Source organism: Acinetobacter sp. D009, assembly GCF_038562025.1.
GTDB lineage: Bacteria > Pseudomonadota > Gammaproteobacteria > Pseudomonadales > Moraxellaceae > Acinetobacter > Acinetobacter pittii.
In genome coordinates, this window is the sequence record NZ_CP151886.1 from 333,053 (window position 1) to 359,659 (window position 26,607).

29 protein-coding genes and 2 pseudogenes are annotated in these 26,607 nt (G+C 39.4%); 18 read left to right on the plus strand and 13 right to left on the minus strand.

Translation table 11 applies throughout. The features are described from left to right. Positions 1–9: 9 nt before the first annotated feature. The gene (gene bfr, locus AAC388_RS01570) at positions 10–474 is read right to left on the minus strand and encodes a bacterioferritin (protein ID WP_044103194.1); all 465 of its coding nucleotides are present in this window, start codon (positions 472–474) and stop codon (positions 10–12) included. Between the two features lie 242 nt (positions 475–716). Continuing rightward, positions 717–911 (minus strand): bacterioferritin-associated ferredoxin, encoded by a 195-nt coding sequence (locus AAC388_RS01575; protein ID WP_000289091.1) that lies wholly within the window; start codon positions 909–911, stop codon positions 717–719. 102 nt (positions 912–1,013) lie between these two features. Here AAC388_RS01575 and AAC388_RS01580 point away from each other — a divergent pair. Next, positions 1,014–1,097 (plus strand): annotated as a pseudogene (locus AAC388_RS01580) (hypothetical protein); the annotation flags it as partial. Positions 1,098–1,129: 32 nt separating this feature from the next. On the opposite strand, the gene AAC388_RS01585 reads toward AAC388_RS01580, so the two are convergent. From AAC388_RS01585 to gmk, 5 genes and pseudogenes are all read right to left on the minus strand, one after another. Further along, on the minus strand, positions 1,130–1,513 hold the full coding sequence (locus AAC388_RS01585; RefSeq protein ID WP_342371119.1) for a RidA family protein: 384 nt from the start codon (positions 1,511–1,513) through the stop codon (positions 1,130–1,132). A 144-nt stretch (positions 1,514–1,657) separates the two neighbouring features. Then, positions 1,658–3,763 carry an HD domain-containing protein gene (locus AAC388_RS01590; RefSeq protein WP_002116807.1) on the minus strand — a complete coding sequence of 702 codons (2,106 nt, stop codon included), beginning with the start codon at positions 3,761–3,763 and terminating at the stop codon, positions 1,658–1,660. Between the two features lie 15 nt (positions 3,764–3,778). Continuing rightward, positions 3,779–3,934: pseudogene (locus AAC388_RS01595) on the minus strand (hypothetical protein). 38 nt (positions 3,935–3,972) lie between these two features. Beyond that, a complete protein-coding gene (rpoZ, locus tag AAC388_RS01600) occupies positions 3,973–4,251 on the minus strand; it encodes a DNA-directed RNA polymerase subunit omega (protein WP_002116990.1) in 279 nt (92 codons plus the stop codon). A gap of 72 nt (positions 4,252–4,323) precedes the next feature. Then, positions 4,324–4,953: a guanylate kinase gene (gene gmk / locus AAC388_RS01605; RefSeq protein WP_002116973.1), complete on the minus strand. Its 630-nt coding sequence runs from the start codon at positions 4,951–4,953 to the stop codon at positions 4,324–4,326. Between the two features lie 122 nt (positions 4,954–5,075). Between gmk and ispH the strand changes: the two genes are divergently transcribed. From ispH to rplS, 12 genes are all read left to right on the plus strand, one after another. Further along, on the plus strand, positions 5,076–6,026 hold the full coding sequence (gene ispH, locus AAC388_RS01610; RefSeq protein WP_002116992.1) for a 4-hydroxy-3-methylbut-2-enyl diphosphate reductase: 951 nt from the start codon (positions 5,076–5,078) through the stop codon (positions 6,024–6,026). A gap of 169 nt (positions 6,027–6,195) precedes the next feature. Next, entirely contained in the window at positions 6,196–6,669 is a 474-nt protein-coding gene (locus AAC388_RS01615; protein WP_005067119.1) for a GspH/FimT family pseudopilin, read from the plus strand. After that, complete coding sequence (gene pilV / locus AAC388_RS01620) at positions 6,663–7,223, plus strand: type IV pilus modification protein PilV (RefSeq protein WP_078219781.1); 561 nt, start codon at positions 6,663–6,665, stop codon at positions 7,221–7,223. The genes AAC388_RS01615 and pilV overlap by 7 nt, the downstream gene beginning before the upstream one ends. Beyond that, complete coding sequence (locus tag AAC388_RS01625; RefSeq protein ID WP_276123969.1) at positions 7,223–8,224, plus strand: PilW family protein; 1,002 nt, start codon at positions 7,223–7,225, stop codon at positions 8,222–8,224. The genes pilV and AAC388_RS01625 overlap by 1 nt, the downstream gene beginning before the upstream one ends. Beyond that, on the plus strand, positions 8,221–9,030 hold the full coding sequence (locus AAC388_RS01630) for a PilX N-terminal domain-containing pilus assembly protein (protein WP_005067126.1): 810 nt from the start codon (positions 8,221–8,223) through the stop codon (positions 9,028–9,030). Before AAC388_RS01625 ends, AAC388_RS01630 begins: the two co-directional genes overlap by 4 nt. An 11-nt stretch (positions 9,031–9,041) precedes the next feature. Further along, the gene (locus AAC388_RS01635) at positions 9,042–12,896 is read left to right on the plus strand and encodes a PilC/PilY family type IV pilus protein (RefSeq protein ID WP_342371120.1); all 3,855 of its coding nucleotides are present in this window, start codon (positions 9,042–9,044) and stop codon (positions 12,894–12,896) included. Between the two features lie 10 nt (positions 12,897–12,906). Further along, the gene (locus tag AAC388_RS01640; RefSeq protein WP_017400484.1) at positions 12,907–13,389 is read left to right on the plus strand and encodes a type IV pilin protein; all 483 of its coding nucleotides are present in this window, start codon (positions 12,907–12,909) and stop codon (positions 13,387–13,389) included. Continuing rightward, positions 13,386–13,811: a type IV pilin protein gene (locus AAC388_RS01645; protein ID WP_342371121.1), complete on the plus strand. Its 426-nt coding sequence runs from the start codon at positions 13,386–13,388 to the stop codon at positions 13,809–13,811. The genes AAC388_RS01640 and AAC388_RS01645 overlap by 4 nt, the downstream gene beginning before the upstream one ends. Before the next feature lie 147 nt (positions 13,812–13,958). Beyond that, positions 13,959–14,210 (plus strand): 30S ribosomal protein S16, encoded by a 252-nt coding sequence (rpsP, locus tag AAC388_RS01650; RefSeq protein ID WP_000260334.1) that lies wholly within the window; start codon positions 13,959–13,961, stop codon positions 14,208–14,210. A 19-nt stretch (positions 14,211–14,229) separates the two neighbouring features. Continuing rightward, positions 14,230–14,778 carry a ribosome maturation factor RimM gene (rimM, locus tag AAC388_RS01655; protein ID WP_002116736.1) on the plus strand — a complete coding sequence of 183 codons (549 nt, stop codon included), beginning with the start codon at positions 14,230–14,232 and terminating at the stop codon, positions 14,776–14,778. 42 nt (positions 14,779–14,820) lie between these two features. Then, positions 14,821–15,576 (plus strand): tRNA (guanosine(37)-N1)-methyltransferase TrmD, encoded by a 756-nt coding sequence (gene trmD / locus AAC388_RS01660; RefSeq protein WP_057068806.1) that lies wholly within the window; start codon positions 14,821–14,823, stop codon positions 15,574–15,576. Between the two features lie 219 nt (positions 15,577–15,795). Further along, positions 15,796–16,164 (plus strand): 50S ribosomal protein L19, encoded by a 369-nt coding sequence (gene rplS, locus AAC388_RS01665; protein ID WP_002116654.1) that lies wholly within the window; start codon positions 15,796–15,798, stop codon positions 16,162–16,164. A 53-nt stretch (positions 16,165–16,217) separates the two neighbouring features. Here the strand turns inward: rplS and AAC388_RS01670 are convergent, their stop codons facing one another. Both AAC388_RS01670 and AAC388_RS01675 read right to left on the minus strand, forming a co-directional pair. After that, complete coding sequence (locus AAC388_RS01670) at positions 16,218–17,159, minus strand: triacylglycerol lipase (protein WP_342371553.1); 942 nt, start codon at positions 17,157–17,159, stop codon at positions 16,218–16,220. A 115-nt stretch (positions 17,160–17,274) separates the two neighbouring features. Then, on the minus strand, positions 17,275–18,306 hold the full coding sequence (locus AAC388_RS01675) for a lipase secretion chaperone (protein WP_086394124.1): 1,032 nt from the start codon (positions 18,304–18,306) through the stop codon (positions 17,275–17,277). A gap of 153 nt (positions 18,307–18,459) precedes the next feature. Between AAC388_RS01675 and truB the strand changes: the two genes are divergently transcribed. The 3 genes from truB to AAC388_RS01690 all read left to right on the plus strand — a co-directional run bounded on the left by truB (position 18,460) and on the right by AAC388_RS01690 (position 20,817). Next, a complete protein-coding gene (truB, locus tag AAC388_RS01680; RefSeq protein ID WP_086355293.1) occupies positions 18,460–19,365 on the plus strand; it encodes a tRNA pseudouridine(55) synthase TruB in 906 nt (301 codons plus the stop codon). Between the two features lie 19 nt (positions 19,366–19,384). Further along, the gene (locus tag AAC388_RS01685) at positions 19,385–20,161 is read left to right on the plus strand and encodes a TSUP family transporter (protein ID WP_000525218.1); all 777 of its coding nucleotides are present in this window, start codon (positions 19,385–19,387) and stop codon (positions 20,159–20,161) included. A 212-nt stretch (positions 20,162–20,373) separates the two neighbouring features. Further along, positions 20,374–20,817 (plus strand): hemerythrin domain-containing protein, encoded by a 444-nt coding sequence (locus tag AAC388_RS01690; protein WP_001019905.1) that lies wholly within the window; start codon positions 20,374–20,376, stop codon positions 20,815–20,817. A 7-nt stretch (positions 20,818–20,824) separates the two neighbouring features. Here AAC388_RS01690 and AAC388_RS01695 read toward each other — a convergent pair whose 3' ends face one another. The 3 genes from AAC388_RS01695 to serA all read right to left on the minus strand — a co-directional run bounded on the left by AAC388_RS01695 (position 20,825) and on the right by serA (position 23,994). Then, positions 20,825–21,688 carry an EamA family transporter gene (locus AAC388_RS01695; protein WP_342371122.1) on the minus strand — a complete coding sequence of 288 codons (864 nt, stop codon included), beginning with the start codon at positions 21,686–21,688 and terminating at the stop codon, positions 20,825–20,827. Between the two features lie 90 nt (positions 21,689–21,778). Beyond that, entirely contained in the window at positions 21,779–22,663 is an 885-nt protein-coding gene (locus tag AAC388_RS01700) for an EamA family transporter (protein WP_032036643.1), read from the minus strand. Between the two features lie 98 nt (positions 22,664–22,761). Further along, positions 22,762–23,994 carry a phosphoglycerate dehydrogenase gene (gene serA / locus AAC388_RS01705; protein WP_005067152.1) on the minus strand — a complete coding sequence of 411 codons (1,233 nt, stop codon included), beginning with the start codon at positions 23,992–23,994 and terminating at the stop codon, positions 22,762–22,764. Between the two features lie 378 nt (positions 23,995–24,372). On the opposite strand from serA, the gene AAC388_RS01710 reads away from it, so the two are divergent. Together AAC388_RS01710 and AAC388_RS01715 are read left to right on the plus strand one after the other, a co-directional pair. Continuing rightward, on the plus strand, positions 24,373–25,782 hold the full coding sequence (locus tag AAC388_RS01710; protein ID WP_002116692.1) for an FAD-binding oxidoreductase: 1,410 nt from the start codon (positions 24,373–24,375) through the stop codon (positions 25,780–25,782). 94 nt (positions 25,783–25,876) lie between these two features. Then, positions 25,877–26,245: a hypothetical protein gene (locus AAC388_RS01715; RefSeq protein WP_017400479.1), complete on the plus strand. Its 369-nt coding sequence runs from the start codon at positions 25,877–25,879 to the stop codon at positions 26,243–26,245. A gap of 45 nt (positions 26,246–26,290) precedes the next feature. Here the strand turns inward: AAC388_RS01715 and AAC388_RS01720 are convergent, their stop codons facing one another. Continuing rightward, the gene (locus AAC388_RS01720) at positions 26,291–26,605 is read right to left on the minus strand and encodes a putative quinol monooxygenase (RefSeq protein WP_342371123.1); all 315 of its coding nucleotides are present in this window, start codon (positions 26,603–26,605) and stop codon (positions 26,291–26,293) included. Between the last annotated feature and the right edge of the window lie 2 nt (positions 26,606–26,607).

Below are 26,607 nucleotides of genomic sequence, written 5' to 3' on the forward strand. Positions count from 1 at the left end.
TATGAGAAATTACATTTGGCTTTGGATATAATTTTCAATACCAACATTGCCAATAAGATCAATTTGAGTTTCTAGCCAGTCCCAGTATTCTTCTTCTTTTTCTAGAATTTCTTGAACAAGGTCACGAGTGACATAATCTTGCTCTGTTTCAGCTAAAGCAACTGCTTTTTGAATTGCTTCTATATTTTCTTTTACTTTACGAATGTCACAATGCAGAACTTCTTCTGTGTGTTGACCAATATAAAGCTTACCTAAATGTTGAAGGTTAGGTAGTCCTTCTAAAAATAAAATACGTTCAATGATTTTATCTGCATGTTTCATTTGACGAATTGATTCTTTATATTCAGCAGAGCCAAGCTGCTCAATTCCCCAGTCATTAAACATGCGCGAATGTAAAAAGTATTGATTAATTGCAGTTAAATGATGATACAGCACTTGATTGAGCTGATTAATGACATCACGATTGCCTTTCATTGTAGCTACTCCAAAACAATTTCTGCCTCAAACTTAATTAAGGCAATCTATAAATCCATTTTAGTGAACAATCATGGAGATGGCGAGTAATTTATGGAACAGCAAATGAAAATCGCAATCAAAAACAACACAATATTAAAAAGGAGGTTTTCAAGTCAAAAAAAACCGCTTGAATGAGGAACTATAAAGGTTCCGCAAAAAGCGGTGGAGGAGTCAATAAATTTTGTTAATACTAATTTTTATTATGCAGCCACAGAAATGCGAGCAGCGATTTCTGCTAATTCTTCGCTAATGATAGCGCGAGCTTCTGGTGCACAGCGTCCACAGCATGTACCAAGATCAAGCAAATCGCGAATTTCACGATAGCTTTCAGCGCCATTTTCAATAGCGTCTTTAATATCCTGATCGGTAATGCCACGACACAAGCAAACGTACATGGGAGTGATCCCCAAATATAAATGCGATAATTGATATTATTGATAATTATTATCGTTTGTCAATGAAATTCATTTAAAATCTCATTTATCATTATTGGGATTTTGGATAAAAAAATACCACCTAAGCGGAAATCTAAGAAGAATTTAGATTTTTATACAAAGGTGGTCCGTGTTTTAAAAATTAAATAGTGAAATTTAGATATTTTAATTTTTCTATCTTATTGATTAATAATTACAATTCCGTCCATTTCTACTAATGCGCCTTTTGGCAAGCTTGCTACACCAAGAGCTGCACGTGCAGGGTAGGGCTGAGCAAAATATTCACCCATAATTTGGTTTACGAGTTGGAAATTTGATAGATCAGTTAAAAAAATATTGAGCTTAGCAATATCTGCAAGTGAACCACCAGCAACTTCACAAACTGCTTTTAAATTATCAAATACACGGCGAATTTGAGCTTCGATACCTTCTACAAGTTCCATACTGTATGGGTCTAAACCAATTTGCCCTGAAAGATATAGCGTATTGTCTACTAAAATAGCTTGAGAGTATGTGCCGATAGCAGCAGGGGCATTTTCAGTATGAATGACTTGGCGGGACATTTGGTTCTCCTTGATTAAATCTATTTCCATCATAATCGATGATAGCTTTGGACAAAAGTATCATCGATTTAATTGATTAAGTGAATTTGGAAAGTTAGATTTTGTTAAGGAAACATAAATCTAGTCAACCGTCTCTATAGAAATTTAGCTTACTTTTGAAATTTCCATTTGCGGAGCAGGAGCGTCTAAACGTTCAATCCGTGGGAAACCATAGTGCATGCGTAAATCACGAATGACTTTTGCAATATGTTTACGGTTATTCACTACAATATTCACAAAAGTTCTTTGCTCATTTGAGTGAACCATTTCTACCCCAGCGTTGTTTTTACGACATTGGTAGATCAGGTCTGATACTTGTTCATCATTCATCGCCATATAAATAGCAAGGTATGCCGTAAAACGAACATCATCTACATCATCTGCTTTCCATTGAAGCGGCATAATATTTTCAGGGTGTAGATGTTGTTCATGTAGTAAGTTATGACAGCGAATGCGATGCACAATTAACCCGCGACGCGTTAAATGTCCTTGGATTGGATCGCCTAAAATTGGATTGCAACAGTGTGCATATTTAACGTCGACCCCTTCAGTACTTTGAATAAGTCGATCTGAGTTTTCTACTTGCGGATGTTTATCATGAGCAAACAGGTGGTTTGCTACAAGTTGAGGTAGTAAATCGCCAACCGCAATTTGTTCAAACAATGTATTTTTATTATCGATATGGCGCCATTGCAATAGATCTAACCAGTCAGCTTCAGAAAGATCATTGATTGAACGATTAAAAAGTTTTAGTGCACGAGAAAGTGCTTGTGCACCAACAAGACGTTGCTCTTCGATATCTTGATCTTTAAGCACATGCTGTAATGCACGACGCGCTTTTTGCGTATTAATAAAGCTTAGCCAGTCTGGGTTTGGTGTCGCTAAAACATCCGTAATAATCTCGATAACCTGACCGCTAACTAATGGTGTAGAGAGTGGTTTAATCTCTCCATCGACTTTTGCACCAACCGCATGGTTACCTAAAAATAAGCTTGCTGAATAAGCAAAATCAACTACGGTAGCGCCTTGCGGTAGCTCATGCAGTTGACCATGTGGCGTATATACCCAGATTTTTTCTTGATGTAGATAATCAAGCAAATCATTAAAAGTTGTTTTAGCACATTCGCCGTCAATCAATGTATTTAAGTTCTGCATTGAAGCCTGAATGGCGGAGCGGCAAGTTTGCGGCGCATTTTCACCTAAAACTACCCCAAAACGGGCAGCTTTACGCATGAGCTCAGTTTGAATGGTAAGAGATAGTGTTGTTTTTTCGCCTTTAAGCTTAATCAACAAAGACTGATTACCGCCGGGTAGTGGGCGACGAATATGGTCTTGGTATTGGATAACCTGAAAATTTTCTCTTAATGCTTCTTCTAAGCGGTCACAGTCGGCAATGCTTTGTAGAACAATTTCAAAAGCATGACTATGGGTAAGCTCTTGGAGATCCATCTCGTTTTTAACGAAATGGCGTAATAATTCGATATTGTTATTTTTCTTTTTAATACGGCCTTGAATATGATAATTATGCAGAAGTTCAGCGAGGTTTTGTTCCCAGATACTTTGATATTTACAACGTTCGGGCTTTGTTTGAAGTAAAGCATTTTGAACGTTATCAAACATATCAAGGTCAAGGTTTTGATAACAGAGATTCTCTAGATTATCGCCCATTTCATTCATGCCGACTAATCTTGCCATCGGTACAAATATATCAAAAGTTTCTTGAGCGATGCGGGCACGTTTATCTGGACGTAAAGCACCTAGAGTGGTCATATTATGATAGCGATCTGCTAATTTAATAATGATGACGCGTGGATCTTGTAAGGTTGCTTGCAAGATTTTTCGGAATGAAGCTGCCTTGTTATATTCTTTATCGCTTGATTGGCTAAGTTTGGTTACACCATCGACTAGCTCTGCAACTGTTAGGCCAAACTTCTCAATAATATCTTCTTTTGTATATTGAGTATCTTCAATAACATCATGCAAAAGTGCTGCCATTAAAGTTTCAGCATCTAAACGCATGTTTGCAAGAATACAGCTTACAGCAATCGGATGCAGAATATAGGGTTCGCCACTTTTACGTGTAATGCCAGTGTGCGCTAGATCGGCAAAATCGCAGGCAGCAAGCACTTTTTCGACTTCACTTACCGATAAGTAAGGGTCGATAATTAATTTGAGCTGTTGCTTGGCTTGGCTGACCTCTTCGCCTGGCATAAATCACCCTTTTTCCTATTGCTGAAAAACTAAATCTATCTGCTTCTTAATGAAAAGCATATTGCGGAACTTGTCAATTTTTTCATTTGAAAAAGTGTATTTTTTTTTCAATGAAAATAATTGCTTTTCTCAATATGTTTAAATATGGAACAAAGCCAAATAAAAAACCATCGCAGAAAAACGATGGTTTTTTTATGAAACAGGGTGAATTAGAAAGAAAAACCTTCTAAATTCAAGCTGTTTGTAGAAAGGGCAAGATCAAGACTAGAAGTTTGGTAATCTTGCTCACGTTGTTTAAGAATTTCTTTCGTAACGTGCCCTGCCGCGATTTCGCGCAAAGAAACTACAGTCGGTTTGTCGTTATCCCATTCTACAGTTGGCTCCATGCCTTGACGTGCCAATTGACGAGCACGTTTACTTGCAACGAGCACAAGCTCAAAACGGTTGTCTACATGATCTAAACAATCTTCAACGGTGACGCGTGCCATAAAAGTTCTCGTTTTGGAATGGTGAATTTGAACAGACTAAATAGTATAAAAGGCTTTCGATCTAGACTCAAGTTATTCCTGTTTTGGTTGAGGAGTAATCAAGTCCTGAATTAAAGTTTGATGACGTTTTGCTTGCTGAGATAGCACCAAACGGTTCGCTGTAATCACAGCTTCAAGCTCATGTAAGGCTTTATTAAAATCATCATTAATAATGATGTAATCAAAGTTCGTGTAGTGCTGCATATCTTCTACTGCACAGCTTAAACGATGCTCAATGACTTCAACTGAGTCCGTGCCGCGATTAGATAAACGCTGACGTAAATCAAATTGAGTAGGCGGTAAAATAAATATTTGCTTGGATTCAGGGAAAAGTTTGCGTACTTGTTCTGCACCTTGCCAATCAATTTCAAGTAAGACATCGTGTCCTTGAGCTAGCTGTTGTTTTACCGTAGCTTGAGAAGTGCCATAGTAGTTACCAAATACTTCAGCGTATTCGATAAATCCATCATGGTTGACTTGGTCTAGAAATTCATCTTTTGTAGTGAAGTGATAGTGAACACCATCTAACTCACCGGGACGTTGACCTCGGGTTGTATGTGAGACTGAAACATGTAAATTGCTCACACGGTCAAGCAGGGCTTTCACCAAAGATGTTTTGCCCGTTCCTGATGCAGCAGAAACGACAAACAATAGACCCGACATGATATTTTTCCTGATATGATAAAATATCTTCGCTATTGTAGTGTACCGTGCGTTTAAACTGAATAGTTTTAATTGCAAATATTCAAGAGAAATTCCCCTGTTTTATTAATTTTGAGGCTGTTATGGAAATTGTGTTAGCTAATCCGCGTGGTTTTTGTGCCGGTGTTGATCGAGCCATAGCAATCGTCAATCGGGCTTTAGAATGTTTCAATCCTCCTATTTATGTACGTCATGAAGTTGTACACAATAAATTTGTGGTAGATGACTTGCGTCAAAGAGGGGCCGTTTTTGTTGATGAACTAGATCAGGTTCCAGATGACTCAATTGTAATTTTTAGTGCGCACGGTGTTTCAAAAGCAGTTCAACAAGAAGCTGAACGCCGAGGCTTAAAAGTTTTCGATGCGACTTGTCCTTTAGTGACTAAAGTTCATATTGAAGTGACTAAATATGCGCGTGAAGGTACTGAAGCTATTTTAATTGGTCATGAAGGGCACCCAGAAGTCGAAGGCACAATGGGGCAATATGACAAATTAAAAGGCGGTGATATTTATCTGGTTGAAGATGAAGAAGATGTCGCTGCACTTACCGTTCGACATCCTGAAAAACTTGCATTTGTGACTCAAACGACGTTATCTATTGATGATACAGCTAAAGTTATTGATGCTTTGCGTGCAAAATTTCCACATATTCAGGGTCCGCGTAAAGATGATATTTGCTACGCAACTCAAAACAGACAAGATGCTGTGCGTGATTTAGCTGAAAAGTGTGATGTGGTTTTAGTTGTAGGTTCACCTAACTCATCAAACTCAAATCGATTACGTGAGCTTGCAGAGCGTATGGGTAAAGCCGCTTACCTTGTAGATAATGCTGATCAGTTAGAGCAGTCATGGTTCAATGAGACATGTAAAATTGGTGTTACTGCTGGTGCCTCTGCGCCAGAAATTTTGATTAAACAAGTGATTCAACGTTTACAAGATTGGGGTGCTCAAGCACCGAAAGAATTAGATGGGCGTGAAGAGAACATAACCTTTAGTCTTCCTAAGGAATTACGTATTCATGTGACTCAAGCGTAAAGTGTGATGCATTTAACATACTGATTTTAAAAATTTAAACAGATAATTGTTGATATGACAGTTATCTGTTTTTTTATACCCTTTATCTGTTTTGTATTTGTTTTGTAAACATAAGACGTAAAATTTAATTAATAAATAAAAAATTTTAAAGTTTATTTGGGGTGTGGGGATGAGGGGAATTATTCCGCAAGACGGGTTCACCTTGGTTGAGCTTATGGTGACGATTGCGGTCATGGCTATTATCGCGATGATGGCCGCGCCATCTATGTCGAATTTATTAGAAAGTAAGCGACTAGATGGAAACCAACGAGATCTAATCAATACTTTATCGGAAGCAAAGAGCCAAGCCATACTTGGTCGACAAGACGTTTCTATTAATCTGAATTCAACAGCTTTAAATACTCCCACTTCCTTGAATTGGAAAGCTGATTCCAATAACAGTCTTGAGCTTAAAAATATCGCTGCTGATGGTACGCAGAGTTCGTTAACAGCGACGACTTTAACTTTTAATGCGAATGGGGTGATAACCAACATCACCCAAGACACACTTTTATCTATTTGTAATTCAAAAATAAATAAAAAGAAAATTCTTATTTTAACAAAGCTTGGCACATTAATTTTTAAAGCTGAGGAGACATGTTAATGCAGGGCTCTAAACAAAAAGCTCAAGTTGGGGTGGGTTTATTAGAAGTGTTGGTTGCCCTAATTTTAATTGCGATAGGGGTTTTAGGATATGTTGCCTTGCAAGTCCGTGCTATGGATGCTTCTTCAGAGGCATTAAGCAAATCTCAAGCGATTATGATCATGAGAGGATTAGCAGAAAACATTCGCGTAAATAGTTCTCAAGCTAGTCAGTATCCCGCATTTGTCCGTAGTTATAGCAATTATTCATCTACCACCGCAGCTCCTACATTGTGTTTCAATGCGGCTTGTACACCTTCTCAGCTTGCCCAATTTGATGCATATCAAGCAGCAAGAAATGCTGATCAACTTGGCATGAAAATTACCATGACAAATTGCCCAGGGGTTACAAGCACAATGGCCCAGCAGAGGCAATGTTTGTTTGTTTTTTGGGGAAAAACCGCTCCAGTAATTACAACAAATGAGGGAGTCACGAGCGCGGATGTGTCGAGCTGTATGAGTACAAATGGCGTTTATGTCAATAATTCGAACTGTTTAATGATGGAGGCATATTAATGGCTCACTCATTTGTATTATTGAAACAACGAGGCTTTACATTAATTGAGCTGATGGTTGCATTGGCTTTAGGTCTAATTTTGGTAGCCGCGGCGACTCAATTATTTATTGGTGGACTTCTATCAAGCCGTCTACAAAAAGCAAATGCTGAAATACAAGATAGCGGTATTTTTGGTTTGGAATATATTGCCCGTGATATACGGCTTCTAAATTATGGAAATGTAATCAACCCAATATTAACTGATACAACCCCTTGGGGCGGTGTTGTATTAACTGGTTCAACTGCAACCAATAACAACAATGTTAATTTTGTCCCTAACGTTGGAACAAATACCTATATTGCTGACACATTACTTAGTCGTGGTGCAGGGGATACGGTGAGTACTGTGAGTAATCACTGGAAGGGTCTTTCAAATATACAGAACAGTTCAAATGCTGCTGTGCAAAGTGATCAGCTGACTATCCAATTTATTGCACCTACGAATATGACCAATTGTGAAGGTGTAAATGTACTTGCAGGTGATTTAATTGTAGAGCGTTATTTTTTACGTCTGGATAGCAATGGTAGTTCCCAGCAAGATTATGCACTTGCATGTGATGCAAATACTCCCTCTGCTGTAGCCACAGCTCAACCGACCACTGTTGCTGGGTTAGGCGACGCTGGTCAAATTGTATTGCCGCGTATTGATCATTTCCATGTGCTGTTTGGTGCAAAAAATGCGGCTGGCAATTTTGCTTATTATACCATTCCCCAATATCGCGCTGCTGCACAGGCTGCCCGAGATGCCACACCATCTGTGATGCCGCCACGAATTCTTTCAATACAAATATCTGTATTAGCGCGCTCTACTAATAATGCCCAAAGCAAAGCAATAGATCCTGAGCAATCTTTTTTTATGTTAGATCAAACCGTGCATGCTTCTGATAATACAACTCGATTCTTACGCCGCACTTATAACTTAACAATTGCTCTACGCAACGCGATGGGAGAAAGTCTATGACCCATTTAATTCATAAGAGTAGATCTAAGGAAAAAGGGGCAACCCTTATTGTTGTGCTTATTATTTTATTGATTGTTATTTCTGTAGGCGTTTTAGCAATAAGAGTGGCTATTGTTTCTTTAAAAGTTGCTACCAATAGCCAAGTTAGCCAATTAAATTTTCAGTCATCTGACACTCCTTTAGAACTCATTGTGCAGATGAATCCTACCACCCTAACTAATATTACTAATGTGATTGGTGCCGCGCTTAAAGAGCATGAAAGTAATCCTGGAGCGGAATACAACTTTTGTTATAAGCCTGTTTCTACAGCAACAAATTTTGCTCAGACCAGAGGTGCAAGTTTACTTCGAGCAGGAAGCGCTAATAATGCAGTCGTTGAAGATGGCGGCGTGGCGGGTTTCTGCAATTTAACAACTGACTATGGAAGTAATCGTCAAGCAGTGGTTACCCAAGTTGCTGTAAGTGTTCCAACAGATGCTGCTAGCGATATTCCAGGCTCAAATTTACCACGAGGAACAAATACCTCGGAAGGTACGCAACTTCCTAAAAGCATGTTGTCTACGCAACGTATTCGAGTGATTACAACTGCTTTTTTGCCAGCCTATGCATCTACCTCTATTGAAACTTTACAAAGAGATTGTTTAAGCACGAGTTCGGCAAAAATTAGCGATAATTTTGATACCGCATTAACGGCTAAACAAACATTGGCGGAGTGTTTGGCAAATCATAACGTGCCTTTTAGTACTCAAGTTCAAGAATTTAACTATACCAATAAACTCACTCAAATTACGGCACCAGGTTCATAACGGGGAATATCGTGAAACTAAAATTGAAGAATTTTAAGCCAAATAATTTATGGTATGCCATCTGTTCGAGTTCAGTTGCTTTTACATGGCTAATGACAAGCTCCGTTGTGCAGGCGAGTGATTTACAAATTTATGCTTCACCTACAGCTGGTAAAAAAACCATTGTGATGATGTTGGATACATCAGGAAGTATGACCAACAATAGTTATGGCGAAAACCGTCTGGCTATGCTTAAAAATGGCATGAATGCTTTTTTAGCAAGTAATAATCCTGTTTTAAATGATACTCGTGTTGGGTTGGGAAATTTCTCTGCAAATGGTGATAGCCGAAGTGGGCAGGTTCTAGTGGCTGCTGCTCCGTTAGGAGATGCGAGTACTTTAAATACAGTGGGTTCTCAACGTTATAAATTAAAACAGGCTGTTGCAAATTTAACTGCTGGCGGGTCAACGCCTTCAGCACATGCTTATGCGGAAGCTGCTGCTTATTTGATGGGTACAACGACCTATTCAGAGGCAAATTATGCCATTCGAAAAGATAGCTATATAAGGCGTGTGCGAAAATCTGATAATAGAACGGAATACTCATATTGTACGAATTATCGCGATTCACAAATCGATACTACAAATCTATGGCAACCTTGTCGTTCTAATAACTATTGGAGTAACTGGTCAACTTCTAATCCGGGTGTGGATACGGCAACTGCTTATGATACTTCGTCGGATTGGACCTATTCTTATACTTATTACTACACCACCTTTAATTATGCTGTAGCAAATGCAGATAGTGGTATCCCAAAATCAAAATCAAATGATACAGCTAGCAATCCCAATATTGTTGTAGATAGAAATGCCTCCAATTTAAATGCTATTTACCAATCTCCTTTACCTGCAGTGGCCAATCGCCAGAGTTGTGATGGGCAAGGAATCTACTTTTTATCAGATGGAGAACCGAACAATACCACAAATACACGTTCGGCAACTGTAATGTCGACAGCCCTAGGCAGCACTTTGGGAGCAAATTTTACTTGTTCTGGAGGTTTGTCTAACACGACAGCAGACTCTGGTTGGGCCTGTATGGGGGAATTTGCAAAAAGATTATTTGATAAAACAAAAAACCCAGCTGGAGTTTCTATTCAAACAGCATTTGTCGGTTTTGGTAGTGACTTTTCTAGTTTAAGTTCTTCTGATGTAAAAAATGCCTGTCGTTTAAGTTCGAGAACCCAATCTGATCGTAAAAGTGATGATAATTGTTCGCCGAATCAGACCACAAATGCGGTCGCTGCACCTGGTTATGGAAATGGAGGATTTTTCCCTACCCAAAGTGCGCAAGGTGTAACAGATAGTGTTATCGCATTTATTAATAACTTAGATAAAGTTCCTTTAGAACCCTTAACCACAGGTGCTATCTCTGTTCCTTATGATGCACTAAATCCTAAAAATTTACAGGAATATGGTTACTTACGTGCTTTTGAGCCAAACCCAGCTAACACCTACTTAACATGGCGAGGAAATTTAAAGAAATATCATGTTGTTTTATCGGGAACAAATGCTGGTGCTTTTGAAGCTAATACTGGTGGGTTGGTTTACAACGCAACTGGGGCATTTAGAACGGGTACAAAAGATTATTGGAATAGCTCTACTTATAATGATGGAGGTAAAGTCTTTTTTGGTGGTTCATATGCAAAAGTTCCTTTACCAATTGCTGGACAAAATGAAACACGTGATGAAGAAGGAAATATCACAAAGTATTATTACGCAGTACAAACTAAAATCCGCAACTTATTTACTGATGTTTCCGCCGTTGCATCAGATGGTAGCTTAACGAAAATATCAACTTCTGGAACTAATTTGCTAAAAATTCCAGCTACTCCACCAGAAGGAACTAATCCTTTTGATAGTGTGGCTAATACAGCAAGTTATGTTTTAGGAAAATTTAATGCATCAACTGGACAAGATATTTTAAAAGCTTTCCCGATTAGCTTGAAATTAAAAATATTAAATTATCTAGGTTACTCAACTGATATTAGTGCTACGACTTTACCTTCGTCATTAGTTACATCGAATGAACCCTATTTATCGATGGGCGGTAGTATTCACTCTTTACCGGTACAGCTTACCTATAATGGAACATTAGATGAAAATGGGAATTTAACATCTGCGCGTGAACAATCCATTCTCTATGGAACAATGGAAGGCGGTCTGCATATTGTGGATGCCTCAACTGGAGTAGAACAAATGGCTTTCGTTCCCGCTGATATATTAAATGATCCGGTTGCATCAAAAGCTTTAGTTGTTGGCCAAAGTGATGCTTCAGCCCCTGCTCACGGTATGGATGGGGCTTGGGTATCTGACCCTGCATATAGTATTACTACAACAGGAAGCGGTAGTTCAGCAGTATCAAAAGTAACTGCAAAGCAAATGAATATTTATGGTGGCATGCGAATGGGGGGCAGCAGCTATTATGGCTTAAATGTCTTAAATCCAGCTTCACCTAAGCTTCTCTTTAGAGTAGGAGCAGATCAAACTGATTATAGTCGCATGGGGCAGAGTTGGTCTAAACCTGTACTTGCAAATATACGTTATAACGGGGTGATTAAACGGGTTATGATTGTTGGTGGTGGCTACGACCAATGTTATGAAAACCCGAATATTACCTTGAGTAATTCTTGCTTTACGAATGGAAAAGCAAAAGGGAATGCTGTTTATATTATTGATGCTAAAACTGGGGAACGCTTATGGTGGACTAGTGATACAGGCTCTAATATAGATAACTCTAATATGAAGCACAGTATTGTTAGTCGCATTAGTACCTTAGATCGAGATGCTGATGGTTTAGTCGACCATTTATATTTTGGCGATTTAGGCGGACAAATTTTCCGTATCGATCTTAATAATAACCAGACAAAAACAAATTCAACTTATAGCAGTTTCGGTATTCGAGTTGTTCGATTAGCCAATTTAGCAACGAATGACTCAACTTATGATGCCTCGAACGACTATACCGCTGGGAATGCGCCGCGTTTTTATGAACCGCCAACAGTGACAATTCACGATTATGGAATCCGCACTTTTATTACTGTCGGTATTGCTTCAGGTGACCGTAGTACACCTTTAGATGTTTATCCGCTTACAGGTCGTGAGGGGATGTCACCGAGCACCGCATTAAGCGGAAGACCTGTAAACAACGTTTATGGAATTATCGATAAAGACTTTATTAAAAAGAATTTAATGTCTTTAACAGATAGCCAGCTTGAAACGAGAGATATTACTCGATCGACGCTTCGAAAAAATCCACAAATTTTACGGTCTGGGGAAACACGAGTAGCACAGATTTTCTTTCCAAACACTGGGACGGGACAAAACGGTTGGTATCGCTCGCTTTCTAGTATGAGCGATGGTACCGAGAAAGCTAATAATAGTTTCCGTATTAAAGGAGGTCTTAAAGCTTTTGAAGAGCCTATGGCAATTACAGGGACTTTAATTGTGCCTGTTTATGATCCACAGGGAACAGGTATTGTAGCGGCAGACCCATGTTTACCTCGGGTAGTAGGTGAAACTGATCAGCAGACGTTCTGTTTACCATTTGGCGCCTGCCTTAATTCTGATGGATCAATTGATCAGAATAAAGAGAATGGAAGTGGATTTAAAACACAAACTGGTACTAATTGCCCAGTAGGAGCTTCTGAATGTAATAAAGACGTTATTGGCTCCGGTATTCGCGGCATAGCATTTGTTCCAAAAAGAGATGAACCTCCAGTGACTAATAGTTGTGGGAAATTACAACTGTCTGGAAACGAGAGTGGAACGGGCGAGTGGCAATGTACAAGTCACTTAGTTCCTGCGCGTTGGTATGAGCGTTATCGCTAAGGGATGACTGATGAATAAATATTATATTCTGCGGTTTAATCAGGGTGTTACCTTGATTGAGCTCATGGTTGTCATCGTGATTGTCGCTATTTTTGCTTCGATTGCTATCCCTTCATATCAAAGTTATAGCCGTAGAGCGACGGCTTCTGCTGCTAAAGGTGAAATTCTAAAATTGGCAGAACAGTTGGAACGGCATAAATCCAAGAACTTTACCTATAGAGGATTTACTACGACATCTGTAACTTTGCCACGGGGTGGTTATACGATTGAAATTAGTGATGATACGACGACAGGAAATTTATTAACGAATGCTGCTGCAAATGGGCAGACATGGGTCATTAAAGCGACAACTACAGATTCAAGAAATTTTAATTTTATTGCTAAGAATTCAGGTTTGCGTTGCCAAAGTTTAACAGCTACGGCTGTTGATAATGACTGTGGTGGAGCGGTCACTTGCAATGTATGTGAAACAAATAGTGAGAATTGGCAATGAAGAATGGTTTTACCTTAATAGAACTCATGATTGTAGTCGCAATCATTGCAATTTTAGCGGCTATAGCGACACCTTCGTATTTGCAGTATTTACGTAAAGGGCATCGTACAGCTGTTCAGTCTGAAATGATGAATATTGCCCAAACATTAGAATCAGAAAAAGCAGTTCACAATCGTTATCCGTCGAATGCGACGATTACTTCGATTTATGGTTCTAGTGTCAGTCCTCAACAAGGCCAAGCCTTATATAACTTAGCTTTTTCTAGCATAACTGATTCAAGCTGGGTGTTAACTGCTACACCTATTGCTACTAGTTTTCAAGCTGGTGATGGGATCATTTGTCTTAATGATCAAGGGCAAAAATTTTGGGCAAAAGGTGCAACTGATTGTGCGTTATCTGCCACATCAAATTGGCTACAGTAATTTTAAATTCAAAACTGCGGATAACTCAAAAAATAATCTTTCTTTCAGGGCGAAAATCACGTAGAATGTCGCCCTCTATGAAAGGGGTTTGAAGTGTTGCCGATGGTCGGCGCAGGGATAATCCGTAAGAATTATAAGGCTTTTATCATGGTTGTTATTCGTTTAGCACGTGGCGGCGCAAAAAAACGTCCATTCTATCAAATCGTTGTGACTGACAGCCGCAATGCACGTGATGGTCGTTTCATCGAGCGTATCGGTTTCTTTAACCCGACTGCACAAGGTCAAGCAGAAAAACTTCGTTTAGATGCAGACCGTTTTGCTCACTGGGTTTCTCAAGGTGCTCAACCTTCTGAACGTGTTGCTTCTTTAGCTGCTCAAGCTAAAAAAGCTACTGCATAATTTTTGTAGTAGGTAGCCCATGACATCAACACAGAATGTTCCCGAAGATCGTATTCAGATTGGACAGTTACGTTCAGCTTATGGATTGAATGGGTGGCTCTGGGTGTATTCAAATACAGAACCTATGAGCAACATGTTTGACTACCTGCCTTGGTACATTGAGACCAAGGCCGGTTGGCAAACAATAGATGTAAAACGTTGGAAACCACATGGCAAAGGCCTAGTTGTTGCGTTGAAAGGTGTGAGTGATCGCACTGGGGCGGAAAGCTTGGTTGGCGCTAATATCTGGATTGCTAAGTCTCAACTGCCAAAAGCAGACGTAGATGAATACTACTGGTCAGATTTAAAGGGCTTAACTGTGTTAGGTCTTGATGAAGAAGAACAGGAAGTAAACTTAGGGAAAATTCATGAGTTGTTTGAAACTGGAGCTAATGATGTGATGGTGGTGCATGCTACCCCAGACAGCATTGATTCAGAAGAGCGCATGATTCCGTGGCATAAAGATGTAGTACAACGTGTTGATCTTGAAGCTGGTCGTATTTACGTCAATTGGGGCGTAGATTATTAATCTTTTTAGGATTAATACAGCAGGAAAATAGAGGAGTCTGTGATGTTTTTTGCAGTCATTACGCTTTTTCCTGAAATGTTTGAAGCGATTACAGCCTACGGCATCAGCGGACGCGCGGCAAAACGAGATATTGTACAAGTCACTTGTATTAATCCTCGTGATTTTGCTGAGGGAAACTACAGAAGAGTGGATGAACGTCCATTTGGTGGCGGCCCAGGTATGGTGATGATGGCTGAGCCTTTGGCGAAAGCAATTGCACATGCCAAACAGCTTGCCTCACAAGCAGGACATGTTCATGTTCCTGTGGTGTATATGTCCCCACAAGGCAAAACCTTAAATGAACAGGCAGTACAGCAGTTTGTTGATTATGACGGCTTAATTGTACTGTGTGGACGTTATGAAGGAGTCGATGAACGTTTGATCCAGCATTATGTTGATCAAGAATGGTCAATTGGTGATTATGTTCTATCTGGTGGTGAACTGCCCGCTATGGTGTTACTTGACAGTATTATTCGCCGTTTGCCGAATGTAATGTCAGATGAACAATCAGCAGTACAAGATTCTTTTGTTGACGGTCTTTTAGATTGTCCACAATATACAAAGCCTGACCATTTTGAAGGGCTGGATGTGCCAGAGGTATTAAAATCTGGACATCATGGCAATATTGAAAAATGGCGTTTTTTGCAGCGATATCAACGAACTCTAGAGCGTCGACCTGAGTTGGTCGAAAAGGTTGAGTTGACTAAGCAGCAAAAGAAATGGCTAAAAGATACGCAAGAGAATGACGGTAATTCTTAATCGTTATTCTCAAGAACGAAAGTTCTGCAACAAGACGAGAAGCAATGCTTCGAGTTAAAGCATAATTCTATTTATTGAATAGTTTTATGTAAATTTAAAGGCTCTTTATAGACATATTGTCGTAAAGGGAAAGATAAACGGGTTGATATGCGCTTTAGCCTCTATCCCCAGCGGAAATTCAGACCTCTTCTGACTCCGCACATATTGGAGATTCCCACAATGAGTGGTAAACATCCTTTAGTTCAAGCTGTTGAAAATGCACAGTTAAAATCTGATATCCCTGCTTTTGCTCCTGGTGACACTGTCATCGTTCAAGTAAAAGTAAAAGAGGGTGATCGTGAACGTCTTCAAGCATTTGAAGGTGTTGTAATCGCTAAGAAAAACCGTGGTTTGAACTCTGCGTTCACAGTACGTAAAATTTCTAGCGGTGTTGGTGTTGAGCGTGTATTCCAAACTCACTCACCAGTTGTTGCTAAAATCGAAGTGAAACGTCGTGGTGACGTTCGTCGTGCTAAACTTTACTACCTTCGTGACTTGTCTGGTAAAGCTGCACGTATTCGTGAAAAATTACCAGCTCGTAAAGCGTAAGCTTATAGCGAGTAAAAAAATGCGCCTTTTGGCGCATTTTTTTTGTTTAAAAACTATAGTCCTTGAAGCTTCAAACGGTTTGCGTGTTGACGATAAACTGATACAGGATCGGAAGCAAAAATAGAACGTATACCAAGCACTTGGTTCACTTCATCTAAATGATTCCAGTTGTAATCATCACGAATTGTTTTACCAAATTTGGCACTGCATCGGGAAACAAGTCCATCATTATCACCAAATGGATCGACTACTAAACTACTGCCTGTAAGTGCAATATCAAATGGATCTAATGGGTTGGTCAGCGCTTTATTCCCCGAGAAAGAATACATATAAATACCTTTCTCTTGGTATGTCCCTTCACCACAAGAAGTAGTTGGTACACCCATAGGGAATTGAGCATTAAATTGAGCTGAACCTTGAGTTGATAAGCTATGAGCACCTGCTAAAGAGTCGTGCGGATAGCTTGTTGGGTCTAGGCCTCCTGCCCAAGTAATGGCTGCTGAAAACCAGTTTACTAACGTTGCCAGTCCAGACAGAGGAGTACCCTCAACGTTCAGAATCAGATCTGCCATTGGTGATCCTTTATGAGGTGCACCTATCGTGGTGAGTGAGGCAACTTTCTCTGGCATGATACCGGCCACATAGCGAATTGTTGGGCCCCCATGGCTATGACCGATCAAGTTGACTTTAGGCTTACCAGTAATGGCAATAATCTCTTCTACTTGCTGAGCAAGTTGTTCACCACGCACTTCTGTTGAGTTAAAAGGTGACACTCTGGTTGCCCAGACATTTCCTCCATTACGAGCAAGATCCGGAAGGATTTGGTACCAGTAATCGAGACCAAGTGTATCTGTCCCAACTCGGTTAAAACCTGCCATACCGTGGTTAAAAACCAGTGGATATTTGGTTTGTGCATAAGATGAATAGACGAACGAGTTTTTAACTTGTTCAGCATTTGTGGCATGGGCCGCTGAAACACTCAATCCTGAGAGCATTGCAGCGCAAAAAAACGTTAACTTCCTTTTCATTTTTTACTCACTATTTTTATTTTGTATGAAAAGCAGCTTCTTACTGCTAGTGCTTGTTTAGCCAGTTCCTAAAAGAAAAGGCTTAATAATTAAATGGCAGTTCACCTCCCTGATCATGGACCGTTTCAAAAGTTCGAAGTCTTAATTGTTCTTGTGATGAGTTAAATTGTTGTTGGCGTAATTGTTGTATGGCTTGGTTTTTAGCACTATCGCTCATATTGCTTTTAATAATTTCATCTCGTCCACTCAAGTAACTTGTGACCCTTTGCTGCCAAGCACTACGCTGTGTATCTAAAGTTTCTAATCGTTGAGTCGCCTCGGCTCCAACAAGTGCTGTACGCATTTTTCTAAGTTCTTCTGCTGAACCATTGCGCGCTTTAATTTGTTTGGTCAGTGCATGTAAGTCATCAAGTTTAGAGAGCTCTTGTAGGTTCTGTTGCCAGTCTTCTGGTAGTTGTTCAAAGCGTTCTTTAAGCTTTTGCGCCTTTTCAATTTCGCTTAAAGAAGAGTCCTCAAGTATTTGCATACGATCTAGCGTGTAGTTTTGATAGATATCTTCGGTTGAGAAGAGTCCATCAATTTCAGCGGACGAAAAGAAACGTTTTCTTAGATCTTGAATTGAATTAAAGATCTTTTGAAAATAATTTTTATCTTGTTGTTTTGATGGAGGCGTTTGGATTTGAGCAAGCTGTTCACGGTATTTTAAGTAGCGGGTCCATAAATCCAGAATCTGTGAGCGAGCTGGCTCTAAATATTTCCCCTGAATAAATTGTCCAAAGTGATTTTTAATTTGCTCTAAATCATTTTCTCCATATTGAGTAATAAAATATTCAAAGCAGTCACGAGTTTGACTGTTAACAACCAAATGTTGGGAACTATCAATTTTTAACTGACAGTTAACTTCAGTATCTTGCTGACTTTTACTATGGTAAGCATCTGCATTTAGCGATGAATGATTTGTGGGTTGAGCCGATGATAAATTTTGAGCTGTGGTTTCACTGACTTGGGCTAATGTGTTTTTTGAGTCAGGCTTTAACCAATAGACACATGCAATGAGGCTCAAAATAAAAAAACCGAGCACGCACCACAATACCTTCTTCTGCATCCCTTGCATAAAGATATCTTCCTTAAGTTTTAATTTGTTGTTTTTTTACTCGATCATTAATGTGCCATAAAATAAGTGAAAAGGCACCTAAATATTGTGAAAATATCTTGCCGAATTTGCTAACATGTCGGCACTTTTTTCTAGCTTTGTGTTCCAGTAAAAATGACGACAAAAAATCAAAAAATTTCTCGTCGCCATATCAGTGGTGTATTTCTATTAAATAAACCATTAGGCTTAAGTTCAAATGCGGCTTTGCAAAAAGTGCGTTGGTTATATCGCGCCCAAAAAGCAGGCCATACTGGAGCGTTAGACCCCTTGGCGACAGGTTTGCTCCCGATTTGTTTGGGAGAGGCAACCAAGTTCTCACATTATTTGCTGGACTCAACAAAGCGTTATCAAACCACTGTTCGATTGGGACAGACCACAACAACAGGTGATGTGGAAGGGGAGATTTTACAAGAGCGTCCTATTCCTGTGCTTAGCCAAGAACTTATTGAACAAACCTTAGAAAAATTTAGAGGTGATATTCAACAAGTTCCACCCATGTATTCGGCTTTGAAAAAAGAAGGTAAGCCGTTATATGAGTTGGCAAGAAAAGGTATAGAGATTGAGCGTGAAGCGCGTCCAGTCACGATTTATGCTTTAGAGCTTATTGAATTTACCGAAAATAGTATCACTCTGGATGTAACCTGTTCTAAAGGGACTTACATCCGTGTATTAGGTGAAGATATTGGTGAAGCACTTGGTTGTGGTGGGCATTTAACGATGCTAAACCGGACTCAAACAGGACATTTTGAGCTTATTCCGAGTTATACCATTGAATATCTGGAAAGTTTAACAGAAGAGCAAAGAGAAGCATTGTTACTTCCAGTTTATGCTCCGGTTGAGCATTTCCTGAAAATTCAGGTGCCTGAAGGGCGTGAAAAATATTTTTGCAACGGTTTAGAAAGCAATATTGAGCATTCTGCAGAAGCAGAAGTTTTAGTTTTTTCGGGTGAGCGCTGTTTAGGCTTAGCTGAGATTACCGATAAAAAACGGTTGGTACCTAAGCGTATCTTAAATTTGTAGTAGATGTAGAGTATAAAGCATGGGCATGGAATGGGACGTTATCCTTAGTTTGATCTTTTTTGCGTTTACTGCAGGAGCAATTGATGCTGCTGTAGGCGGCGGTGGACTCATCCAGATTCCCGGGATCATGAGCACTTTTCCTAACATGTCGACTGCTACGGTGATTGGTACCAATAAAGTCTCATCCATTTTTGGTACTGCATCAGCGGCTTATACATTTGCTAAAAAAGTAAAGTTGCAATGGAAGCTTTTAGCCGTTATTGCCATTTGTGCCTTGATTAGTTCTTTTGCCGGCGCGGCATGCTTATCACTTATTCCACAATCCGTATTGCGTCCTTTCGTTTTCGTAATGTTGATTGTGATTGCGATTTATACCCTAGTTAAAAAGAACTTCGGTCAAGTTCATACCGAGCAAAAAATTACCACGAAAATGTTAATTTTAGCTGGTATCGGTAGTTTGGCTATTGGTTTTTATGACGGTATTTTTGGGCCAGGTACAGGTAGTTTCTTTATTTTCTTCTTTATTCGTTTTTTACAAGTTGATTTCTTACATGCTTCAGCTTTGTCAAAAATCGGTAATTTTATGACTAACTTAGCTGCATTGAGTTTCCTCATCCCAACTGGTCACGCTATTTTACATATTGGTTTAATGATGGCGGCGGCTAACGTGCTAGGTTCTATTGTTGGGGTACGTACTGCACTTAAATATGGCAGTGGTTTTGTACGAATTATCTTTTTAATTTTGGTGAGTATTCTGATTTGCCGTTTGGGCTATCAAATGTTTGTTACGGGTTAAATAAGATTAAAAAGTATGAGCTGTCCCTAAAATGCAGTTCATACTTTTTTGTATCATTTGAAATTAGAAATATAAAAATCATTACAGAAGTTTACTAGAAAGAAAACTGTGTAAAAAATAGTCTCATTTTAAGCTACTTAAACATTATAAATTTCAACGTATGATAAACCTTGAAATAAAAAAGATTTTTTAGCTAAAAAATGAGGAAGAGAATGAATATTTTCGAAGCATTAAGAGAAAGCCATGAAAATCAACGTAACCTTTCTGAACAACTTATTCAGACACATGGTTTAACTGAAGAAAGAAAAGAACTATTTGATGCATTAAAAAATGAACTTTATGCCCATTCAGTTGCCGAAGACCGTTACCTCTATATTCCTTTAATGTTTGATGATGTGGGTTTGGATATTACGAGACATGCTTTATCGGAACATCATGAAATGGATGAGTTGGTTGAACAGCTTGAAAAAACCGATATGAGTAGCCCGAGCTGGTTAGCAACCGCCAAACAGTTGAGTGAAAAAGTCCATCACCATTTAAAAGAAGAAGAGCATAAGTTTTTCCAGCAAGCCGGAAAAATTCTGAAAGACAGTGAAAAAGAAACGCTGGGTAATAAATATTTAAAGGAATATAAAAAGTATAAAAAGCAGCAGTAGAACAAACCTACGCAGCTTTTCTAGTGCTTCTTAAAGTAACCCCAATCGAGGCCAACATTACACAAGCCAAAGCCACCCATTGCAGCATGCTGATTTCTTCGTGAAGCAATAAGAAACCCGTTAATGCTGCCAATGCAGGTGCTAAACTCGTTAGAGTCCCATAAGTTAATTTATTGAGTTGTTTGAGAGCCATTAAGTCGAGTGCATATGGAATTGCCGTTGCTAATACCGCAATAAGTAAGGCTTTACCCCAGTACTGTGTTTCAAGCAATACAGGAGCATTATGCCAGATCCCAATTGGTAATAATGCAAGTGCAGATACACCGATCCCAATCGTTAATGCATGCATCCCGATATTTTGGGTCACAACTTTATGACCGAAATAGATATAGAAGGCCCAGCAAAGTCCGGCACCTAGCGCACATGCTGCACCTACATACGAGAAATGGTGTTGAATAGGGTTTTGCCAAGGTACCATGAGTGCAATGCCTAACATGGCTAGTGCTACCCAAATGTAGTCGCTCTTTTGTTTAATAGAAAGAAGCGCAAGACCCAATGGACCAATAAACTCTAATCCAACAGCAATACCTTGGGGTAATTTTCCAAGTGAGGTATAAAATAGGATATTCATTAAGCCTAAAGATGCGCAGTACATCAATAAATCACGCCATTTTAAATAGGGTAAGCGTGACCAGATTTTCCAAGATCTGAACATAATTGCGACAATAACCGTTGCAAAACTCAGCCTTAAAACTGTAACGGTGAGAGGGTCTAATGTTGCAATGAGCTGCTTAGCAAATGAAGCGCTGATTTGATATGAGACCATCGACAAAATCATATACAGCACAGCAATAATTGGAAGATTTTGCATGGAAAATACTCTAGCGCTTCATCTGATGTCTAAAAATAATGGTGGACAATTATAACGAATACTATGTTTTAGCTGGCAGATTTTATTAAATTAACTTGCTGCTTTTTCACGTTCTTGGCGAGCTTTTTGGGTGGTTACGGTACAACCAACGGAAGCAGTGATAATGGTTGCAAGTGCTAGCCATTGATTCCATAAAAGATATTCACCCAAGAAGATAAAGCCGGATAGTGCTGCAACTGCGGGCTCTAGGCTCATTAATGTTCCAAAGCTTAAAGGTGTCAAATTGCGCAGTGCTAACATTTCTAAAGAGAATGGAAGAGCACTGGCTAAAATGGCCAAACCAATAAAATAAAAAAGATAGGGAAGTTCAATCACTTGACCAATCGAGCCTGAAAAAAAGGTAATGGGTAATAAGATGCATGCACCTACACTCATTCCTAAACAGACCGTGTGGTTACCTGAAATACCTGAAGGTTTCTGTCCAGCAATAATATAAAGCGCCCAACAAGCCCCTGCACTGATCGCAAATAAGACACCGATCCAATCTAGGCTATGTGCCTGATTAAAAGGGAAAAGTAAAATAAGACCAATAATTGCGAAACTGACCCAAACAAAATCATATTTTTGGCGTGCGTGGTATAACGCTACACTTAAAGGGCCAATAAATTCAAAAGCAACCGCGATCCCAATCGGTAAGCGTTCGATCGACAGATAAAATAAGGCGTTCATGCCTGCAAGCGCAAATCCATAAGCTAAAATTGCTTTCCATCGAACCTGACTAAAATTAATTCGCCAAATTTGAAAAATAATCGCAAGAATAATTGCACCTAAACATAGGCGCATTGCTGAAACAGTCAGTACAGGGAAGTTCTGAAATAAAATTTTAGCTAAAGATGCGCTACTTTGAACGCTTAACATGGCGAGAATAAGAAAACCCAAAGCATGTAGCTGAGATTTCTGGTTTAAAGTGGACATTTTATTATTTGATCAATTGGTATACTTTTCACATGATAATGTAAATGCCCATAAAAAAGCCACAGACAATGCTGTGGCTTTTGAATTTGCAGTTCATATTAGAACAATACGCGCACGCGAATTGTACCTTCAACTTCATGCAACATATCTAAAGCTTCTTGAGAAGCAGAAGCGTCAACATCCATGATGAGGTAACCGATGTCACCTTTAGTCATAAGTGACTGACCAGAAATGTTGATGCCTTGTTCAGCAAACAAGTTGTTGATTTTAGACAATACACCTGGCACGTTTTTGTGGATGTGCAATAAACGGTGTTGACCAGCTGTCAATGGTAATGCGATTTCCGGGAAGTTCACCGCAGAAAGTGTCATACCTTTGTCAGAGTAAGCAACAAATTTCTCTGCAACTTCTAAACCGATGTTTGCTTGCGCTTCCATGGTTGAACCACCAACGTGAGGAGTTAAAATCACGTTGTCTAAGCCGCGAAGTGGAGACTGGAATTCTTCACCATTTGCTTTAGGTTCTTTCGGGAATACGTCAACCGCTGCACCAGCAATATGACCAGACTTGATTGCATCGGCTAAATCTTCAATCACTACACATGTACCACGTGCAGCATTTAAGAAAATCGCGCCTTCTTTCATTTTCGCAAATTGTTCTTTAGTGAAGAAGTTACGTGTAGACGGAACATCTGGCACATGCAACGTTACAACATCTGCAGTTGCTAAAAGTTCATCTAAAGAACCAACTTGGCGAGCATTACCCATTGGTAATTTGGTTACTGCATCATAATAAATAACATGCATACCCATACTTTCAGCAAGAACTGAAAGTTGAGAACCGATGGAACCGTAACCCACAATACCTAAAGTTTTGCCACGAGTTTCAAAAGAACCGACAGCAGACTTGTCCCAACCACCACGATGACAAGCCGCCGATTTTTCAGGAACACGGCGAAGAAGAAGAATCGTTTCAGCAAGTACAAGCTCTGCAACCGAACGCGTATTTGAATACGGTGCATTGAATACAGGAATACCACGTGCCATTGCTGCTTTAAGATCAACTTGGTTTGTTCCGATACAGAAACAACCTACTGCGATCAATTTGTTTGCAGCTTCGAAAACTTCTTCAGTCAATTGGGTACGCGAACGAATACCAATAAAGTGAGCATCTTTAATTGCTTCTTTAAGCGCTTCGCCTTCAAGAGCAGTTTTACGATAGTCAATATTGGTGTAACCCGCAGCGTTTAGAGTATCGACTGCGTTTTGATGAACGCCTTCTAACAAAAGGAAACGGATTTTATCTTTAGGTAGTGAAAGATGTTGGCTCATTACGGCTCCGCTACAAAGGCCAAATTTGGTGGCGGTATAATAACATACTGGGCAGCGCTATAGATATTTCGTTTATACCATCGCCTTATGGCAATTTTATCTATGTCTAATCACTTCTGTTTATGGCTTGTCCAGCATTTTAAAATATGCTTGGTATGGGGATAAATGTGATTTTTCTCTGAAAGCCCCATAGAAAGCATTTATTTACGTTAAACATGTTTTGTAGTGACAGTATCTCTATTCTGAACTTTATCGCTTGCGCGGATACATGTAGAATATAGGAGTTCCTTGAACATTATGGCTTTGCTCAGGTGAGAACCTTGAGAATTATGAGGTCATAGTCCCACCACAGTTTACTTCTTGCTAGGTCTGCAAACGATGAATGCTCCAGTCGCTTTAACACCTGAGTTACTCACCCAATTAACAGCAATCGTCGGTGAAAACCGTATTAAAACTGATGCTGATAGTCTCGAAAACTGGGGTAAAGATCATACCAAGCATTTTAATCCGAACCCATCGGTCATCGTTTTTCCGTCAACGACTGAACAAGTTCAGGCAGTTGTAAAGCTTGCGAACCAGTTTAATGTTGCGATTACACCGTCAGGTGGTCGTACTGGTCTCTCTGCTGGTGCGGTAGCAACCAATGGTGAAATTGTCATTAGCATGGACAAAATGAACCAAATTCTTGAGTTCTTCCCGGCAGACCGTATGGTGCGTGTTCAAGCTGGTGTTGTGACTGAGCAATTGCAAAATTATGCAGAAGAACAAGGCATGTATTATCCGGTGGACTTTGCGTCAGCGGGTTCTAGTCAGATTGGCGGTAATATTGGTACCAATGCTGGTGGTATTAAAGTTATTAAATATGGCATGACACGTAACTGGGTACTTGGTTTAACTGTAGTGACTGGTAAAGGTGACATCCTGCGTTTAAACAAAGGCATGGTTAAAAATGCAACTGGTTATGCATTACAGCATTTGTTTATTGGCGGTGAAGGCACATTAGGTTTAGTGACCGAAGCAGAAATTAAACTTGAGCGTCAACCACAAAACTTACAAGTTTTAGTTTTAGGTGTTCCAGATTTTGATGCAGTAATGCCTGTGTTACATGCTTTCCAAAAAGACATCGACTTAACTGCATTTGAGTTCTTTGGTGAACTTGCAATGCAAAAAGTTTTAGATCATGGACATGTACAACGCCCATTTGAAACTCAATGCCCGTTCTATGTATTACTTGAGTTTGAAGCTCCATATGAGCCGATTCTCGATAAAGCAATGGAAATTTTCGAGCATTGTATGGAGCAGGGTTGGGTACTTGATGGCGTAATGAGCCAGAGCCTTGACCAAGTAGAAAGCTTATGGCGTTTACGCGAAGATATCTCTGAATCAATCGCGCCATTTATTCCATACAAAAACGATATTTCAGTATTAATTACTCACGTACCTGCATTTATTCGTGAAATTGATGCGATTGTTCAAGAAAACTATCCAGACTTTGAAATTTGTTGGTTCGGTCATATCGGTGACGGTAACTTGCACTTAAATATTTTAAAACCTGAAAACTTAACCAAAGATGAGTTCTTTGCGAAGTGTCAGGTGGTAAATAAATATGTGTTTGATACCGTTAAAAAATACGACGGTTCAATCTCTGCTGAACACGGTGTCGGTATGACGAAAAAGCCATATTTGGAATATTCACGTTCGCCTGAAGAAATTGAATATATGAAAGCTTTGAAAAAAGTATTTGACCCGAATGGTTTGATGAACCCAGGAAAATTATTCGATCTTTAATTTAGATCTATTTTGTAGGGCTACATAGTTTCTACAGAGTAACCGACAAAGCCATAGCATCATAAAGCTATGGCTTTTGTTTTTGGTGATAAGAATGCAACGTTTATTTTTAATTTCAGCGCTTTGTGCTGGACTTTTCACTGGGTGTGCGACGACCAGTAAATTAATCCCTTTTGTGGGTTCTGAAACCCCGATGCAACAAGTACTTAAAGCTCAACCTGAGATCGTAAAAGAGCACAATAATACCTCAGTTCAGCAAGTATTTAATCGAGTGGAATCTCCAACAGTTTCCCGTATTACCGTTATCCAAACAGGTTTAATGGATGATTCTGTTTCTGCAATCCGAACAGAATATTCATTTAAGCTAGTTGATGAAAAGTGGCAATTGCAAAATAAGCAAAAGAGCTATCAATGCGCGAGAGGGAAAGGCTCTAGAGGTTTTCAAACCCAGCTTTGCTCTTAAAAATAAAAAAGACGATAAATATATCGTCTTTTTTAATGATCTAAATTATACGCCGCTTTCTAAAATTTTAATTTTGACGTCAATTACATCATCTTTAACTGCTTCATGATGTGCTTGCATATGAGGCGTCGCTAAATGCGCTTCAAGATGTGCAACACTTTCCCATTTTTCTAACATCACAATAATGTCTGGGTCTTTGTTTTGGAAGCTCGCATTTGATTTGTGATCAACTAAAGGTTCATAACCATGACAACCATCTTCTGCTAAAACAGTTGGAATGATTTTTTGAAATGCATCCAATACGTTCTGGCGATGCTGTCCACCTGATTTAGTACGAATTTCTGCAATAATGGTTAGCATGG

Excerpts from the sequence above, each read along its gene's own strand:
- bfr (WP_044103194.1), bottom strand. The coding sequence starts at position 474 with ATGAAAGGCAATCGTGATGTCATTAATCAGCTCAATCAAGTGCTGTAT.
- AAC388_RS01575 (WP_000289091.1), bottom strand. The coding sequence starts at position 911 with ATGTACGTTTGCTTGTGTCGTGGCATTACCGATCAGGATATTAAAGAC.
- AAC388_RS01585 (WP_342371119.1), bottom strand. The coding sequence starts at position 1,513 with ATGTCCCGCCAAGTCATTCATACTGAAAATGCCCCTGCTGCTATCGGC.
- AAC388_RS01590 (WP_002116807.1), bottom strand. The coding sequence starts at position 3,763 with ATGCCAGGCGAAGAGGTCAGCCAAGCCAAGCAACAGCTCAAATTAATT.
- rpoZ (WP_002116990.1), bottom strand. The coding sequence starts at position 4,251 with ATGGCACGCGTCACCGTTGAAGATTGTTTAGATCATGTAGACAACCGT.
- gmk (WP_002116973.1), bottom strand. The coding sequence starts at position 4,953 with ATGTCGGGTCTATTGTTTGTCGTTTCTGCTGCATCAGGAACGGGCAAA.
- ispH (WP_002116992.1), top strand. The coding sequence starts at position 5,076 with ATGGAAATTGTGTTAGCTAATCCGCGTGGTTTTTGTGCCGGTGTTGAT.
- AAC388_RS01615 (WP_005067119.1), top strand. The coding sequence starts at position 6,196 with ATGAGGGGAATTATTCCGCAAGACGGGTTCACCTTGGTTGAGCTTATG.
- pilV (WP_078219781.1), top strand. The coding sequence starts at position 6,663 with ATGTTAATGCAGGGCTCTAAACAAAAAGCTCAAGTTGGGGTGGGTTTA.
- AAC388_RS01625 (WP_276123969.1), top strand. The coding sequence starts at position 7,223 with ATGGCTCACTCATTTGTATTATTGAAACAACGAGGCTTTACATTAATT.
- AAC388_RS01630 (WP_005067126.1), top strand. The coding sequence starts at position 8,221 with ATGACCCATTTAATTCATAAGAGTAGATCTAAGGAAAAAGGGGCAACC.
- AAC388_RS01640 (WP_017400484.1), top strand. The coding sequence starts at position 12,907 with ATGAATAAATATTATATTCTGCGGTTTAATCAGGGTGTTACCTTGATT.
- AAC388_RS01645 (WP_342371121.1), top strand. The coding sequence starts at position 13,386 with ATGAAGAATGGTTTTACCTTAATAGAACTCATGATTGTAGTCGCAATC.
- rpsP (WP_000260334.1), top strand. The coding sequence starts at position 13,959 with ATGGTTGTTATTCGTTTAGCACGTGGCGGCGCAAAAAAACGTCCATTC.
- rimM (WP_002116736.1), top strand. The coding sequence starts at position 14,230 with ATGACATCAACACAGAATGTTCCCGAAGATCGTATTCAGATTGGACAG.
- trmD (WP_057068806.1), top strand. The coding sequence starts at position 14,821 with ATGTTTTTTGCAGTCATTACGCTTTTTCCTGAAATGTTTGAAGCGATT.
- rplS (WP_002116654.1), top strand. The coding sequence starts at position 15,796 with ATGAGTGGTAAACATCCTTTAGTTCAAGCTGTTGAAAATGCACAGTTA.
- AAC388_RS01670 (WP_342371553.1), bottom strand. The coding sequence starts at position 17,159 with ATGCTCTCAGGATTGAGTGTTTCAGCGGCCCATGCCACAAATGCTGAA.
- AAC388_RS01675 (WP_086394124.1), bottom strand. The coding sequence starts at position 18,306 with ATGCAAGGGATGCAGAAGAAGGTATTGTGGTGCGTGCTCGGTTTTTTT.
- truB (WP_086355293.1), top strand. The coding sequence starts at position 18,460 with ATGACGACAAAAAATCAAAAAATTTCTCGTCGCCATATCAGTGGTGTA.
- AAC388_RS01685 (WP_000525218.1), top strand. The coding sequence starts at position 19,385 with ATGGGCATGGAATGGGACGTTATCCTTAGTTTGATCTTTTTTGCGTTT.
- AAC388_RS01690 (WP_001019905.1), top strand. The coding sequence starts at position 20,374 with ATGAATATTTTCGAAGCATTAAGAGAAAGCCATGAAAATCAACGTAAC.
- AAC388_RS01695 (WP_342371122.1), bottom strand. The coding sequence starts at position 21,688 with ATGCAAAATCTTCCAATTATTGCTGTGCTGTATATGATTTTGTCGATG.
- AAC388_RS01700 (WP_032036643.1), bottom strand. The coding sequence starts at position 22,663 with ATGTCCACTTTAAACCAGAAATCTCAGCTACATGCTTTGGGTTTTCTT.
- serA (WP_005067152.1), bottom strand. The coding sequence starts at position 23,994 with ATGAGCCAACATCTTTCACTACCTAAAGATAAAATCCGTTTCCTTTTG.
- AAC388_RS01710 (WP_002116692.1), top strand. The coding sequence starts at position 24,373 with ATGAATGCTCCAGTCGCTTTAACACCTGAGTTACTCACCCAATTAACA.
- AAC388_RS01715 (WP_017400479.1), top strand. The coding sequence starts at position 25,877 with ATGCAACGTTTATTTTTAATTTCAGCGCTTTGTGCTGGACTTTTCACT.
- AAC388_RS01720 (WP_342371123.1), bottom strand. The coding sequence starts at position 26,605 with ATGCTAACCATTATTGCAGAAATTCGTACTAAATCAGGTGGACAGCAT.